The following is a 15,182-nucleotide window of genomic DNA, read 5'->3' on the forward strand; positions in this document are numbered from 1 at the left end:
CCTCGTGACAACGAGATTAAATGATTGCCAAGCCTGTTTATGGATCGGGAACTGTTGTCTTATAAAGGCGCCAAGCCGCTTTTCGCATTAACGGCGTTCTTGACGGTATTTCAAGGATTGTGTATTATTTTGCAAGCGATATATTTGGGCCGGAGCGTATCCGGCCTTTTTTCAGGGAAACAGATTGCGAGCATAAGCTCCGATCTGCTCCTTTTTTTCGTTGCATTGATGCTCAGATATTTACTCATCCTCATTATCAAGCAAGCTTGCTATCGTTTTGCTGATCGAACAAGCTCTGAATTGAGGAAATCATTTCTGAGGAAGCTTTTTGAAACCGGACCGCGGTCGGTGAAAAAAGAAGGGACCGGGTCCATGGTATCTCTCGCACTCGAAGGAGTGCTCCAAACTCGGAATTATCTGGAACTTTTTGTTCCTAAGATGGCAGCGAATGGAATTATTCCATTATTAATTCTCGCCTATGTTTTTTGGGCGGATCGTATGTCCGGAGTTATTTTGCTCCTGACCATGCCGATATTGATCATTTTTATGATTTTACTCGGGCTCGCTGCACAGAAAAAGATGGATGATCGCTGGGCCTCCTATCGCGTGCTGTCCAACCACTTTATTGATTCGTTAAGAGGACTGCCTACACTTTACTATCTGGGTATTAGTAAACGACATAAGCAGACGATTAATCGAGTCAGTGATAAATACAGAACGATGACAATGAGTACATTGCGCCTCGCTTTTCTGTCATCATTCGCTCTGGACTTTTTTACAATGCTGTCGATCGCTTTTGTTGCGGTGGCACTTGGTATCCGGCTTGTTGACGGACATATCTTATTGGAACCGGCGCTGACCGTGCTCATTCTTGCCCCTGAATATTTTTTGCCGGTTCGGGAACTTGGTCAGGATTACCATGCCACACTTGACGGCAAGGAAGCTGCACGAAAATTAAATGTCTATGCTAAGGAAGAAACCATTGGGAAACAGGTGGCAACAAACGAATCTCATATCGATCGATGGTCGAAACAAGCGGTTTTAGCTATTGAAAACGGATCGGTCGCTTATCAGGGTTCAAGTAAGAAAGCACTTGATCACCTGAATCTGCAGTTTTCAGGTTTCGAAAAGATAGGAATAATCGGCGTCAGTGGAGCGGGTAAATCCACAATGATCGATTTGATCGGCGGCTTTATAAACGCAAATTCAGGCACGACAACGGTAAATGGCAAAGCTGCGGTATTTACCTCGAGTGAATGGCGGCAGCAAGTGACCTACCTTCCGCAGCATCCTTATCTATTCAGTGCGTCGCTGCGTGATAATATTGCTTTTTATGCCCCGGAAGCAACGCAGCAGCAGGTCGCACATGCAGTAGATGAGGCAGGGCTGGATACGCTTGTGAGCCGTTTTCCGAATGGACTGTATGAACGTATAGGCAATGGAGGAAGGCAGCTGAGCGGAGGCCAAGAGCAGCGTGTCGCACTGGCGCGTGCCTTTTTATGCGACCGTCCGATTTTATTGCTTGATGAACCGACGGCGCATCTTGATATTGAAACAGAATACGAACTGAAAAAGCCGATGCTGCGGTTATTTGAGAATAAGCTGGTTCTGCTGGCGACGCATCGCTTGCACTGGATGGAACAGATGGATCGAATGATCGTCATTAAGGACGGTAAGATTGCTGAAATCGGAACACAGGACGAACTGATTCAAGCAAATGGTGTGTACCGTGCAATGGTTCGCTCTCAATTGGAGGGGATCTGATGAATGAGTGGCTCAAACCATCAATAAAAAAACATTGGAGAGGCTTGCTTTTTGCCGGTCTGCTCAGTTTTATGGCCATTCTTTGCGCATCAGGCTTGCTTTTTACATCCGGCTATTTAATTTCCAAAGCAGCCCTGCGTCCGGAGAATATACTGATGATTTATGTTCCAATCGTTGGTGTGCGGACCTTTGGTACCTTCCGAGCAGTATTTAATTACGCGGGAAGACTGGCAAGCCATAATACGATCTTAAAAATACTTTCTGAAATGCGCACGCATTTGTATGAAAAGCTTGAGCGATCCGCCTTGTTTATTCAGTCAAAATACAAAACAGGCGACATTTTAAGTGTTCTTTCGGAAGATATTGAGCATCTTCAAGATCTCTTCTTAAGAACCGTACTGCCCGGCGGAATTGCGCTTATTATTTACGCGTTATGGATTACAATGCTTGGACTGTTTGATTTAGGTTTCGCATGTTTTATGGCACTATATCTACTTCTCCTGCTCCTCATCTTTCCAATTGCGTCCTTAATATGGATGAGAAAAAGGCATCGCATTATTTCGCAAAGCAGGCACAGACTTTACGTACAATTAACCGATGCTGTTTTGGGTTCCGCAGATTGGATGATGTCAGGCAGACAGGAACGTTTTCTTGAAAAGTATGAGCAGCTGGAGGGGGAATCGCGGTCAGCGGAACATTCCTTACATTCTTTCAGAAAGTGGCGCGATTTTGCTGCCCAATTAATTGTCGGTCTTTGTGTCGTACTTCTGGTACTATGGTCCGGGCGTCTTGCTCATGAAGGAAGGATTGATCCGACATTAATCGCTGCATTCGCACTGGTGGTATTTACAGTTGCAGAAGCGCTTGTGCCTCTCTCAGAAGCAGTTGAACGTTTGCCGCACTACGAACGAGCACTCAATCGTCTGAACAGAATTGAAACGCCTCAAGCTCAGACGACAGAGATTCGAACTGATGGGAATTGGAAAGTAGCTGCTGAGAAGATCACCATTGATATTTGCCATGTCTCGTTTAGATATGCAAAAAATGTTGACTGGTCCGTTCATGATGTATCGCTGAAGCTGCCTCAAGGGACAAAGCTTGCGGTGATTGGACGAAGCGGGGCAGGAAAATCGACGCTCGCCCATTTAATTTACGGTACACTTGTCCCTGAAAAGGGAACGGTGACTTTAAATGGAACTCCTGCTCACCAAATTGGGTCGGATCGATCAAAACAAATATCCGTTCTCAGCCAGAATCCGCATCTATTTGATACATCTGTCCTGAACAATTTGTCGCTCGGTTGTCCTGAGGCAACGATGGATGAAATCGTCAATGCGGCAAAACAAGTGGAGTTGGATGCGCTCATTGAACAGCTCCCGCAAGGATATCATACTCAAATGCATGAAGCAGGTTCCATATTTTCCGGTGGTGAGCAAGAACGGTTGGCTCTTGCACGTATACTATTAAGAAAGACGCCGATTGTCATTTTGGACGAGCCTACTGTCGGTTTAGACCCAATTACTGAAAGGACTTTATTAAAGAAGATTTTTGATACACTTGAGGGCAGAACATTAATTTGGATCACGCATCACCTGACCGGGACAGAAAAAATGGACCAAGTTATTTTTATGGACAATGGTAAGGTGCACATGCAAGGCAGACATGATCAGCTTTTCAGTCAATCTGCACGGTACCGCAGTCTTTACGAATTGGATGTACCCCTTTATTTAAGACAGGCAATTGAAAAACAAAATCGATAGACAAAAAAGAGAAGCGCGGAACAGCGCTCCTCTTTTTTACTATTTACAAGATGCTCACTGATTAAGAATTATTTGGAACCGTTTTAACCTTAGTAATCATAATCTTTCGAATCTGATGGGCTTCCATTTTCTTAACCTCAAAAGTCACATGATCATAATTAAGGGTTGAGCCAACTTCGACATTTGGATCCTCGGCAAGAATCCATCCGCCGATTGTATCGATTCCTTCTTCTTCGATGTCAATTTGAAATTGCTGATTCACATGAGAGATCAGTAATTTGCCATCAACGAGAGCCTGATCAGGATTAATACGTTTAATTAGCGGCTCTTCGCCTTCGTCGTACTCATCTCGAATTTCTCCGACGATTTCTTCCAGAATATCTTCAACGGTGACAAGACCTGATGTGCCGCCATACTCATCAGTGAGAATGGCCATATGAATGCTTTCTTTCTGCATGCGTTCAAAAAGCGTGCGAATCGGCATCGTTTCAAGCACGGATAGAATCGGACGAATATAGTGATCCATCGGTTGAAGATCTTTGTTCAGCACATCGGTGAACATGTCCTTAATATTAATCATGCCGACGACATGGTCTTTATCTTCTTCTACAAGTGGGAAACGAGTAAACTTTTCGTTATGCAGCGTTTGAAGCGACTCTTCAAACGGATCTTCTTTGTAGATACAGACTATTTCGGTTCGCGGCACCATAATTTCTCGAGCAGTTCGTTCATCAAAATCAAAGATGCGTGTCATATAACGTAATTCGCCTTGACTGATTTCCCCGCTTTTAAAGCTGTCGGCCAGTGTAAGCCTCAATTCGCCTTCGGTCAGTGCGCTGTCATGCTGATCTTCAGGTTTAACGCCAAGCAGGCGGATAACTCCGTTTGACAATGTGTTAAGCAGCCATACAAATGGGAAGAGCAGGCGATGTATCCAAATAAGAGGATAGGCAATGTTCAGTGTAATTTGCTCCGCTTTGTGGATCGCAATTCCTTTAGGTGCTAATTCACCAAGAACCACGCTGGCAAACGTGATCAGGAAAAAGCCGGTCAGCACTGAAAGGGTATGAATTAACGCGTTATTCAAGCCAAACAACTGAAATACAGGATTAAATAGGTGGGCAACTGCCGGTTCCCCAATCCAGCCGAGGACAAGCGCAGTAACCGAAATACCGAGTTGTGTTGTTGACAGGTAAGCATTTAATTCATCTACAATTTTCTTTGAAGCAGCAGCACGCTTGTTGCCCAGCTTGATTAGTTCATTCAAGCGGGTGGGGCGAATTTTAACAATCGCAAATTCTGCAGCTACGAAAAAAGCAGTTAATATAATTAAAAAAATGACGATTAATAAGCCAATGGTATCGTCCAAATGAGCCCTGAGTATTGTCATGAATACCCAGGTTTCACCTCCAAATAAATAATCGAATTACACTATTTCAGTATACACGAAAAATGGAATGCTTTGAAAGAAGAAACACAATCTTTGCAAGTGGTTACTCATTTTATAGAAAAATGCCCGACGGTTGGATACCGTCGGGCATTTTCATAATCTGTTAATCAGCAAACAAATGCAGCGCCAACAATAATTAACAGGATGAACAATACAACGATGAGCGCAAACCCACTACCGCAGGATGTGCCACCTACAGGATAAGAAGGGTAGCCGCCACCGCAGCCGCAGCCTTCACTTGCACCACCATATGGAGCATTTGACGGATATCCGCCGAAACCAAAGTTGCCCATTCAAGTCACTCCTTTATCACGAGATATGATATTCTATGTTAACCAGGGGTATTTGGCGATGAAATAAACGCCCAATCCTTGAATCTATGCGAATGCCTATTTGTTGGTTGAACATTTATGTTCCCTTTTTTATTTTAGAAAAGGGAAAATCCGAGTTTCAAGCAGCACGCAAAGGCGCGTTGTTTCGTAAGATTTCATCGCCAGTTGCTTGACAAGAGCGTATGATTACCCCAACCTTGTGATTGAGTATGTTGTGATTTGGAGGAATAATAGATGGGAAAAATGGATGAACAAATAATTGTTGTAGGCAGATCTGATTTATTCGGAGCTGGAGACAGCAGCCTTGTTTTTCAAGGAACAGAGCGATACGAACAATCGGTTGCCACGTTAAAGAAAAGAATGTCTGACCACTTTTTGGTTATGCGACGGGGCGATGCGGAAGAGAATCCGTTATACAAGCAGCCTATTCCATATGCAGTGTTGAAGAAAGGTGAGCGCTATTTTACATATAAGCGGTTAGGCGGAGGCGGCGAAGAACGCCTTTATGGAAAATTATCGATCGGGGTCGGAGGACATATGAATGAAGTTAAGGGCGCAGATGATTTTCAGCAAGTCCTTGCTCAGAATTTGGATCGAGAAATCAATGAGGAATTAATTGTACAGAATGCCGAAACCGCAGACATGAAAACCATTGGTTTAATTAATGATGATAAATCTGAAGTCGGCAAAGTTCACATCGGAGTTCTTGTCGTCATCGTCTTGCCGAATGATGCTCAAGTCGATGTTCGTGAAAAGGACAAATTGGAAGGAAGCTGGAATACACTTGATGAATTAAGAAACCCTGATGTTTATGATCGAATGGAGAGCTGGTCCGGCTTTGCAATCGATGCACTGTCTCATGTGTGAGCGTCAAACAAACCTAATTTTGTGAAAAGAATTTCATTTTGCTTTTAGCAATCGAGTGCAGCGCTATACTAAAATGGCTGACAAATAATGGCCTGCAGATTTGTATGAATGAACATGCAAAATGGCAGGGGTGCCAAAAAGACAGGCGGATATTTATGAACGAAGAACTACTACTCTGCATTATTGTTCCTTGTTTCAATGAAGAAGCTGTACTGCCAGAAACAATAAAGGTATTGACCGGGATCCTTAATTCTTTGTCAGAGACGGGCACGATCAGCCGGAAGAGTTTTATCCTCTTTGTCGATGACGGAAGCTCGGACAAAACGTGGCAGCTTGTAAGTGCACGCGCTGAAACTGTTCCGTCAATACAAGGATTAAGGCTGAGCAGAAATTTTGGGCATCAGAATGCGCTTATTGCAGGTATTGAAACGGTGAATAAAGAAGCGGATTGTGTCATCACTATTGATGCTGATTTGCAAGATGATGCCCGAATGATTCCTGCGTTTGTTTACAAGTATCTGGAGGGATCTGATGTCGTCTACGGAGTACGGAAACGGCGTGATCAAGATACATTCTTTAAAAAAAATACTGCACGTGTTTTTTATAAACTCATGGCTAAAATGGGAGTTAACCTGGTACCGAACCATGCGGATTTTCGTTTGCTCAGCCGAAGAGCGGTACAGGAATTCATGCGCTATCAAGAAGAGAACCTCTTTATTCGAGGCATTATCCCGTTGCTCGGCTTCAAATCGTCTAAAGTGTATTATGACCGCCAAAAACGGTATGCAGGTGAATCAAAGTATCCGTTGAAGAAAATGCTTGCATTCGCAGTCGACGGCATTACTTCATTCAGCATTGTGCCAATTAAATTGGTGATGAGTATCGGCTTTCTTTTTGTATTGATTGGAGGCGCAATTGCTGCTTATGCGTTGATCAATTGGTTTCTAGATCATACAATTAGCGGCTGGACTTCACTGATTTTGTCGATCTGGATGATTGGCGGTATGCAGCTCATGGCAATCGGCGTGATTGGCGAATACATTGGCAAGATCTTCACGGAAACAAAAAAGAGACCACGGTATACTATAGAAATCAATACACTGCACAATAAAAAATTAAGTGAAAAGGATAAGTTCCATGAGTAGCCGAAGTAGAGGGCAGTACATTGATCAAAAAATAAAAAAAGATAATTTAAAATGGCGATGGATCAAACAAGCATTTATTTTTGGCTCCGTTGGCGTGAGTAACACGGCAGTTGATTTTATTGTATTTTTTGTACTGGCACATTTTTTCTCCATTTTTTATGCAGCTGCACAGGTTCTGTCGTATGGCGCCGGTATGCTGAATAGTTATATTTGGAATTCCAAAATTACGTTCTCAGAATCCAAACGGTCGCTTTCACGATTGATTCGATTTATTGTTCTGAATCTCGCTGTACTGGGCATCACTTTGCTGGCTATGCACAGCATGTTGTTTCTGCCTCTGTACATAAATAAATTAATCAGTACACTCATTGGTTTAAGTGTTAACTTTTTGTTAAGTAAATTATGGGTGTTTAGAGCCTAAATGCGGCGCACCGATTGACATTTAGGGACGCAAAATGTAGAATGCTTGTATTCATACGTGCCATTGAATTAGAGCTTATGTCGAACCATTAAAGGTGAGTGTTTGACAGGTCATATAAGCCTGTATTTTTGATTTGATAAACTGCGTTTGGGCAGAATAAATGTTGTGTAGACACTTTAGTTACTGTTATGGATTGATGGGCTTGCGCACATTGTGATTTTTAAGGAGAGCGAATTAAATTGAAAAGAATTTTAACCTACGGCACCTTTGACTTATTGCACTATGGACATATCAATTTATTGAGACGCGCGAAGGAACTTGGCGATTATCTAATTGTCGGGCTCTCGACGGATGAGTTTAATGCCGTGAAACATAAAGAGGCCTACCACAGCTATGAGAACCGCAAGTTGATTCTCGAAGCGATTCGCTATGTCGATAAGGTAATCCCTGAAAAGGATTGGGACCAGAAGATCGCCGATGTTAAAGATAATGATGTGGATATCTTTGTCATGGGTGATGACTGGAAGGGAAAATTTGATTTTCTGAAAGATTATTGTGAAGTTGTTTATCTGCCGCGTACAGTTGGTATTTCAACCACAAAGATCAAACATGATTTGTTTACTGTGAAAAATGGCTAAGGAATTTCTGATTAACTGTTATCTTGTTTTTTTTAAAGTCATTTTTACGCTCTGCAAAATTTTTAGGCTTCACAGGAAGATCGTTTTTGTCTGTTCTTATACAGACAATAATCAATTTGTCTATGATGAAATGAAGCACAGAGGATCTGAAACAGAAGTTGTTTTTCTGTGCCGAGGAAAAGCTGTTTTCACTCATTTCGGCAGCACAGGTGAAATGGTGATTCCGTTTGAAACCATGAATATATGGCAGTTTGTTCGCTCAGCTTATCATTTGGCGACAGCGAAACTGGTTGTGGTTGATAATTATTTCGGTTTTCTTTCGGTGGTCAATTTTAAAAAAGATGTATTATGCATCCAGCTTTGGCATGCATGCGGAGCTTTTAAGACGTTTGGTTTAAAAGATCATTCAGTTACCTTTAGGTCTGCGCGTGCGCGTGCGCGGTTTTCAACCGTATATCGGCACTTTGATAAGATTGTTGTCGGTTCCGATGCCATGGAGGCGATTTTTAGGCAGTCCTTCGGTTTAGGTGATGCCCATTTCATTCATTTGGGGATACCGCGAACCGATCTTTTTTTTGATTTAAAGAAGCAGGCAGAGATAAAAGATTCGTTAAACAAAATGAGTTCGGGCAAGAAAATCATCTTATATGCACCAACTTTCAGAGATCAGCCTCTGGAGGAGCTTGGACTCGATTTAAATAGGATGGAGGAAGAACTCAGCAAAGATTACGTGCTGATTCTTCGTCTGCACCCTTCTGACAGAGGAAAAATGATTAATCTCAGCTGGGATCATAAGTTTTTAATTGATGGTTCCAAATGGAACAGCGTAAACGAGTTACTGCTCGGTACGGATCTTTTAGTGACTGATTATTCATCCATTCCCTTTGAATTTGCATTGCTGAATCGTCCGATGATCTTTTTCCCATATGATTTGAATTCTTATGAAAAAAACAGGGGATTATGGGAAAATTATGAGCAAATGGTTCCAGGGCCAGTTGCGAACTCCACTGATGAAGTCATTCGGCTGATTAAGCGTGACACCTTTGACTTGCGGCAAATTGCGGCTTTTTCGGAGAAATGGAATCGCTATTCAACGGGTCAGTCGAGCAGTAAGATTGTGGATTATTTGACTGCCTGTATGAACAAATGAATGGAGTAATGGTCATAGTGGTTACAACCAATAAAAAAAACAAGAAGAGTAAAAATGAATGGATAGATCCTACTACATCTAGGAGGAGCAGGGGAAATGATCAGTGAGCAAGCCGAAAAACAGATAAAAAAATTAATAAAACCACGGATTTTAAGTTTTGAGGCGAGTCCGGGAGAATGGAACGTCACCATTCGTTTCAATCCAATGGCAGATGAAAGTTACATAAAACGCATGGAAATACACGTGTGCGATCGTTTTGGCGATGCTGCGTTTGTATTTCCTATTGAGTCTGTGAGCAAAGACGAAAATGACTATTGGGATGCAAAGATCAAAATTATGTTGCCGGCAATTCAGAATCGCTTGTTTGAACGCGACTATTGGGACTTTTTCATATCTGTACCTGTAGACCAGTCGTTATTAGATCAGGTCTATTCAAATTTGGACGAAGCTCAGACTGAAGAGATGGAGATTGTTGATCGAAGTGAGCTCGAAGAGGGTTTTCGCTTGACTATTCGCTTGCATGCACTGCGACCGCTGCAACCGCTCGATTTGTTTAGCCTCTATAATGAAGAGCAAGACAAAATGCTCATTCCTTTTTATACAAAAAAGAATGGCCTTTCACTGCGTGTTGAGGAAGTTCACGTAATGGCTCGAATTGATCGTGCGGAGATCAGCAGAACTTTTATGCTTACTCTCGAAGGACATGTTGTTTTCCCGTTTTCTGATGTGCTTTCGCAGCCTGATATCCAAAAGAAAATCATGCTTTTAAACAGCGAAGAAGAGGTCATTGCGGAATGGCGGACTGAGAATGTAGAACGTCCGGATTTAACAGAGGCTGCCGCATCTTTAAATCGTAATTATGATTGGGCAGGTTTTTCTCTTGCCATTGATCTCAAGCCCATTGCATCGCAGTTTGCTGATATCGAAGAGCCCGTTTATCTGTATTTCAGGCTGGAACTGACTCACAAAAAGAACGGGATGCTGTATTCTGAACGTCCAGTGCGTATTCTTGCCAGACATAAGGTGATCACTGGCCGCCACATCATTAAACTGAATGGATTGAAGAAGAGCCTGATTGTGAAGCGAAATCGCAATCACAGCCTTGCTTTCCGCATCGCGCCGTATACCGTGGCTGATGCACTTAAAGGGAAAGCAAGACGCGGCTTGAATCGTGTAAAGAAGAGCAGAGTATTTACATCTCTTTATCACCGAACATTTCAAGCCCTTTCTCATCTGCCGATGAAAAAGAATTTAGTGATGTTTGAGAGCTTTTTCGGTCGCCAATACAGTTGCAATCCGCGTGCGATCTATGAGTATATGCGTGAGCATTGCCCTGAATATCAATTGATCTGGAGCGCTAACGCCAAGTATACAGAATTGTTTGAACAGCATCAATTGCCGTACGTCAAGCGTTTTTCATGGAAATGGCTGATGCTCATGACCCGTGCTAATTATTGGGTGACGAATGTGCGCTTACCGCTTTGGATGTCAAAACCGAAACACACGATTTATCTTCAAACATGGCATGGAACACCATTAAAACGACTAGCTTTGGATATGGAAGAAGTACACATGCCAGGAACAAATACTGAGAAGTACAAACGGAATTTTCTGGCAGAGTCTGCTCGGTGGGATTATTTAATATCACCAAACCGGTATTCATCGGAAATTTTTGCTCGTGCGTTCGGCTTTGAGAATACAATGATCGAGTCCGGCTATCCACGCAACGATTTTCTATATCAGAAGAATAATCAAGAAACGATCGATGCAATTAAGGATCGAATTGGCTTGCCAAAAGATAAGAAAGTTATTTTATACGCACCGACATGGCGTGATAATCAATTCTATGGTAAAGGTCGTTATCGTTTTGAATTGGATCTGGATCTGCGACGCATGCAAAAGGAACTTGGAGAAGATTTCATAATCATCATGCGCATGCACTACTTGATTGCTGATAACCTTGATTTAACTGAATATGAAGGATTTGCTTATGATTATTCACATCATGAGGACATTAGTGAACTTTACATGATCTCTGATCTCTTGATTACGGACTATTCATCCGTTTTCTTTGATTTTGCGAATTTAAGACGGCCAATGATTTTCTTTACGTATGATATTGATGACTATCGTGATCACCTGCGCGGCTTTTATTTTGAATTTGAACAGAAAGCACCAGGACCGCTTGTTTTGACAACAGAGGAAGTAATTCAGGCTGTGCAGAACATTGCAGCATCCGGATTTGCCGTATCTGATCGTTTTGATGCATTTTTTGATAAGTTCTGCTCGCTTGAAAACGGGCATTCTTCGGAAAAGGTAGTGAAAACTGTATTTAAATAAAATTGATTAGTTCAAATGGAATCAAGCAATGTTAAAGAAGTTGTTCCTAAGTCGAATATTTGGCTTTGAAACAGCTTTTTTTTCGAAAATCGGAAATTTTAATCATTGTTATAAGTGTAGAAAAAATGTCATAAAATTAGGGAATTATTGTCTTAAAATACGCTTACAAATTTTGAAAGGTGGTATAGTATAGGTGTAGTAAGTTAAAGAGTTTTGGAAGGTTGGTGATGATTATGTATAAGATTCTCGTTCCTGTTGATGGTTCTGAGCCGGCAAACCGCGCTGTTCATGAAGCAGTTTCGATCGCTTCAGGAAAGAAGAATGCCGAAATTACATTACTTTATGTGAGCCCATCTCCAGTCTATTTTCCTTTCTATTCTATGGTCGGTCCATCACTGGATGCGGATGTCAAAGAGGTTGAAGAAAGAGAAGGAAATCAGATGCTCGACGACACTATCGAAAAAGCATCTAAAGATACATCTGTGACGTTCCGCAAAAAACATCTTTACGGTATTGCGGCACAAGAAATTTGTGATTATGCAAATGATACGAAGAAAGATTTAATTATTATGGGCAACCGAGGAATGGGTGCATTTGGACAGATGATCCTAGGGAGTGTCAGCAATAAAGTGCTTCAACTCGCGCAATGCCCGGTTATGATCGTCAAATAATTAATTTTTACTGATATGGTTAACAACCTTTGCAAATATCGTCATTGCAGAGGTTTTTTATTTTTTTATCCTTTATACTTGAAAGTCAAAGAAGGTCAGATTATAATATAGTCATAAGGTCAAATAAGGTCAAAAGAATCCAAATCCTAATTGACATTAAATCAAACTGAAGGAGGTTTGATCTTATGCTTTGTGATGAGTGTAAATTAAATCAAGCAGTTGTTGAAATGAATGTAATGATTAATGGACAGCAAAAACATCTTCATCTTTGTGAGGAGTGCTACGCAAAAATGAAAAATAATTTTAATATGCCTTCATTTTTTCAGGGCGGCGGGTCGCCATTTGATGATTTATTCCGCAGCTTTATTCAACCGTCAATGGCCTCCGGTGAAAATAGAGCTCAGGAAAACGGTTTGAATTTTGACGGGATGAACGGAAAGTCAGCGGGAGGTGGCGGCGGTGGTCACCGTCGTGGCGGATTTCTGGATCAAGTCGGAAGAAATCTGACCGAAGCTGCACGACAGGGAAAAATTGATCCGGTCATTGGTCGTGAGCGCGAAGTTCAATTAGTTATTGAAACGCTAAATAGAAGAAATAAAAATAATCCGGTCCTTATCGGAGAGCCAGGTGTTGGTAAGACAGCGATTGCTGAAGGACTCGCTTTAAAGATTACCGAAGGAAAGGTACCTGCAAAGCTGGCAAATAAAGAAATTTATCTGATTGATGTTGCTTCCTTAGTTGCGGGTACAGGAATCAGAGGTCAATTTGAGCAGCGAATGAAACAGTTGATGGCTGAGATTGAAAAGCGGAAGAACTGCATTGTCTTTATCGATGAAGTACACTTGCTCGTCGGAGCCGGGTCTGCAGAAGGCGGATCTATGGATGCAGGAAATATTTTGAAGCCGGCACTTGCTCGTGGCGAATTGCAAATTATCGGCGCGACGACCTTGAATGAATACCGCAAAATTGAAAAAGATGCAGCTTTGGAGCGGCGTTTCCAGCCGGTCATTGTCAATGAGCCGACTCAGGAACAGACCATTCAGATCTTAAAAGGCATTCAATCGAAGTATGAAAAGTACCATCATGTTCGGTATACGGATGAAGCAATCAAGGCATGCGTGGCGCTGTCGGCGCGATACATTCAGGATCGTTTTCTTCCGGATAAAGCAATTGACCTAATGGATGAGTCGGGGTCTAAGGTTAATTTGAATCTTACTCCTGTTGATACAGAGAGTGTTAAGAAGAAAATTGAAGAGATCTCTGCGGCTAAGGCAGAAGCGACAAAAAATGAGCAATTTGAAACTGCTGCACGTCTTCGTGATCAAGAACATGCGTATCAGAAGCAGTTGGAACAGTTGGAGAAAATCAAAGCCAATGGTTCTGAATTGCCCGTTACCGGCAAAGATGCGGTTGTTGATGATGTACTGATTCAGCAAATTGTTGAGACACGTACAGGGATTCCGGTTCGCAAATTGCAGGCTGATGAACAAAACAAAATGCGTAATTTGGCTGACCGCCTCAATGCAAAAGTAATCGGTCAAAGCGAAGCCGTCCAAAAAGTATCACGTGCCATTCGCCGCAATCGCACAGGCTTTCGCAAAACAACACGTCCAATTGGTTCGTTCTTGTTTGTAGGACCAACCGGTGTCGGAAAGACCGAGCTTGCAAAAACGCTTGCTGAAGAAATGTTTGGTGAACGCGATTCAATGATCCGTCTTGATATGAGTGAATACATGGAAAAGCACTCAGTGTCTCGTTTAATCGGAGCACCTCCGGGTTATGTAGGCCATGACGAAGCCGGACAGCTTACTGAGAAAGTTCGTCGCAAACCATACAGCATTATTTTGCTTGATGAGATTGAGAAAGCACATCCGGACGTAATGCACATCTTTCTGCAAATCTTGGATGATGGTCGCTTGACAGACAGCCAGGGAAGAACGGTAAGCTTCAAAGATACGGTTATTATCATGACAAGCAACGCCGGGATAAAGAATAAATCTGCTTCGGTCGGTTTTGGAACAACAAGCAGTCGTGAAGATATGATTAAACAGCTTGAAGATTATTTCCAGCCTGAATTTTTGAACCGTTTGGATGGAATTATCAAATTCAATGCATTGAAAAAAGAAGATTTGCTTTCCATTGTCGATCTAATGTTAGGTGATATCCGCGTGGCAGCTTCTGAACAGGGCATCGAGTTGAGTGTCACGGATGCAGCGAAAAAGAAATTGGCAGAGCTCGGTTACAATCCCGAATTTGGCGCACGACCATTGCGTCGGGTTCTTGAAGAGAAGGTTGAGGATCAAATTTCCGACTTGCTTATTGACCATGGTAATGCGAAGAAAATGAACGTTGATGAGAGTGATGGAGACATCAAAGTAACTGTTGAATAAATCAATTCGAAAAAAGCACTTGCAAAGCAGTGCTTTTTTCTTTTACTGAAGCAAATAGTTTCAATGATAAGAACGCATGAATAAGATTGTAGGATAAGTCAAAGTTTACGAATCAGTTCGTTATTGAAAATTTGACAGGAATCAAAAAAAGTGGCAGAATGACTATACATTATATAGTGAAAAACAATGACAGGAATAAGTAGCGGTCGAAACGGCTATTAAGAGAGCAGGCGGTTTGGTGCGAGCCTTGCAGC

12 protein-coding genes and 1 other annotated feature (1 of these 13 only partly in view) are annotated in these 15,182 nt (G+C 42.1%); of the genes, 10 read left to right on the forward strand and 2 right to left on the reverse strand.

Features of this window, described 5'->3' with window-relative positions:
* Positions 1-39: 39 nt before the first annotated feature.
* A complete protein-coding gene (cydD, locus tag AC6F33_RS06595) occupies positions 40-1,764 on the forward strand; it encodes a thiol reductant ABC exporter subunit CydD (RefSeq protein ID WP_255749642.1) in 1,725 nt (574 codons plus the stop codon).
* Positions 1,764-3,524 carry a thiol reductant ABC exporter subunit CydC gene (gene cydC, locus AC6F33_RS06600; RefSeq protein ID WP_255749621.1) on the forward strand — a complete coding sequence of 587 codons (1,761 nt, stop codon included), beginning with the start codon at positions 1,764-1,766 and terminating at the stop codon, positions 3,522-3,524. Before cydD ends, cydC begins: the two co-directional genes overlap by 1 nt.
* A 61-nt stretch (positions 3,525-3,585) precedes the next feature.
* Here cydC and AC6F33_RS06605 read toward each other — a convergent pair whose 3' ends face one another.
* Both AC6F33_RS06605 and AC6F33_RS06610 read right to left on the reverse strand, forming a co-directional pair.
* Positions 3,586-4,914 carry a hemolysin family protein gene (locus AC6F33_RS06605; RefSeq protein ID WP_255746027.1) on the reverse strand — a complete coding sequence of 443 codons (1,329 nt, stop codon included), beginning with the start codon at positions 4,912-4,914 and terminating at the stop codon, positions 3,586-3,588.
* Between the two features lie 167 nt (positions 4,915-5,081).
* The gene (locus tag AC6F33_RS06610) at positions 5,082-5,267 is read right to left on the reverse strand and encodes a YjcZ family sporulation protein (RefSeq protein ID WP_304654739.1); all 186 of its coding nucleotides are present in this window, start codon (positions 5,265-5,267) and stop codon (positions 5,082-5,084) included.
* A gap of 273 nt (positions 5,268-5,540) precedes the next feature.
* On the opposite strand from AC6F33_RS06610, the gene AC6F33_RS06615 reads away from it, so the two are divergent.
* The 8 genes from AC6F33_RS06615 to AC6F33_RS06650 all read left to right on the forward strand — a co-directional run bounded on the left by AC6F33_RS06615 (position 5,541) and on the right by AC6F33_RS06650 (position 14,928).
* On the forward strand, positions 5,541-6,173 hold the full coding sequence (locus AC6F33_RS06615; protein WP_255746030.1) for a hypothetical protein: 633 nt from the start codon (positions 5,541-5,543) through the stop codon (positions 6,171-6,173).
* Positions 6,174-6,328: 155 nt separating this feature from the next.
* A complete protein-coding gene (locus AC6F33_RS06620) occupies positions 6,329-7,318 on the forward strand; it encodes a glycosyltransferase family 2 protein (RefSeq protein ID WP_255746032.1) in 990 nt (329 codons plus the stop codon).
* Positions 7,311-7,739 (forward strand): GtrA family protein, encoded by a 429-nt coding sequence (locus tag AC6F33_RS06625; RefSeq protein ID WP_255746035.1) that lies wholly within the window; start codon positions 7,311-7,313, stop codon positions 7,737-7,739. Before AC6F33_RS06620 ends, AC6F33_RS06625 begins: the two co-directional genes overlap by 8 nt.
* Positions 7,740-7,978: 239 nt before the next feature.
* Positions 7,979-8,377: a glycerol-3-phosphate cytidylyltransferase gene (tagD, locus tag AC6F33_RS06630; RefSeq protein ID WP_255746038.1), complete on the forward strand. Its 399-nt coding sequence runs from the start codon at positions 7,979-7,981 to the stop codon at positions 8,375-8,377.
* Entirely contained in the window at positions 8,370-9,527 is a 1,158-nt protein-coding gene (locus AC6F33_RS06635; protein WP_255746040.1) for a CDP-glycerol glycerophosphotransferase family protein, read from the forward strand. Before tagD ends, AC6F33_RS06635 begins: the two co-directional genes overlap by 8 nt.
* Before the next feature lie 96 nt (positions 9,528-9,623).
* The gene (locus AC6F33_RS06640; RefSeq protein ID WP_304654740.1) at positions 9,624-11,867 is read left to right on the forward strand and encodes a CDP-glycerol glycerophosphotransferase family protein; all 2,244 of its coding nucleotides are present in this window, start codon (positions 9,624-9,626) and stop codon (positions 11,865-11,867) included.
* Positions 11,868-12,094: 227 nt separating this feature from the next.
* Positions 12,095-12,538 carry a universal stress protein gene (locus tag AC6F33_RS06645; RefSeq protein WP_480947485.1) on the forward strand — a complete coding sequence of 148 codons (444 nt, stop codon included), beginning with the start codon at positions 12,095-12,097 and terminating at the stop codon, positions 12,536-12,538.
* A 185-nt stretch (positions 12,539-12,723) separates the two neighbouring features.
* The gene (locus AC6F33_RS06650; RefSeq protein ID WP_255746043.1) at positions 12,724-14,928 is read left to right on the forward strand and encodes an ATP-dependent Clp protease ATP-binding subunit; all 2,205 of its coding nucleotides are present in this window, start codon (positions 12,724-12,726) and stop codon (positions 14,926-14,928) included.
* Positions 14,929-15,105: 177 nt separating this feature from the next.
* Positions 15,106-15,182 (forward strand) — a binding site (T-box leader) (it continues 149 nt past the right edge of the window).

Source organism: Sporolactobacillus sp. BBK16-2, assembly GCF_059878335.1.

What these genes read in the sequence shown, in the direction of transcription:
- cydD (WP_255749642.1), top strand. Translation starts at nt 40, where the DNA reads ATGGATCGGGAACTGTTGTCTTATAAAGGCGCCAAGCCGCTTTTCGCA.
- cydC (WP_255749621.1), top strand. Translation starts at nt 1,764, where the DNA reads ATGAATGAGTGGCTCAAACCATCAATAAAAAAACATTGGAGAGGCTTG.
- AC6F33_RS06605 (WP_255746027.1), bottom strand. Translation starts at nt 4,914, where the DNA reads ATGACAATACTCAGGGCTCATTTGGACGATACCATTGGCTTATTAATC.
- AC6F33_RS06610 (WP_304654739.1), bottom strand. Translation starts at nt 5,267, where the DNA reads ATGGGCAACTTTGGTTTCGGCGGATATCCGTCAAATGCTCCATATGGT.
- AC6F33_RS06615 (WP_255746030.1), top strand. Translation starts at nt 5,541, where the DNA reads ATGGGAAAAATGGATGAACAAATAATTGTTGTAGGCAGATCTGATTTA.
- AC6F33_RS06620 (WP_255746032.1), top strand. Translation starts at nt 6,329, where the DNA reads ATGAACGAAGAACTACTACTCTGCATTATTGTTCCTTGTTTCAATGAA.
- AC6F33_RS06625 (WP_255746035.1), top strand. Translation starts at nt 7,311, where the DNA reads ATGAGTAGCCGAAGTAGAGGGCAGTACATTGATCAAAAAATAAAAAAA.
- AC6F33_RS06635 (WP_255746040.1), top strand. Translation starts at nt 8,370, where the DNA reads ATGGCTAAGGAATTTCTGATTAACTGTTATCTTGTTTTTTTTAAAGTC.
- AC6F33_RS06640 (WP_304654740.1), top strand. Translation starts at nt 9,624, where the DNA reads ATGATCAGTGAGCAAGCCGAAAAACAGATAAAAAAATTAATAAAACCA.
- AC6F33_RS06645 (WP_480947485.1), top strand. Translation starts at nt 12,095, where the DNA reads ATGATTATGTATAAGATTCTCGTTCCTGTTGATGGTTCTGAGCCGGCA.
- AC6F33_RS06650 (WP_255746043.1), top strand. Translation starts at nt 12,724, where the DNA reads ATGCTTTGTGATGAGTGTAAATTAAATCAAGCAGTTGTTGAAATGAAT.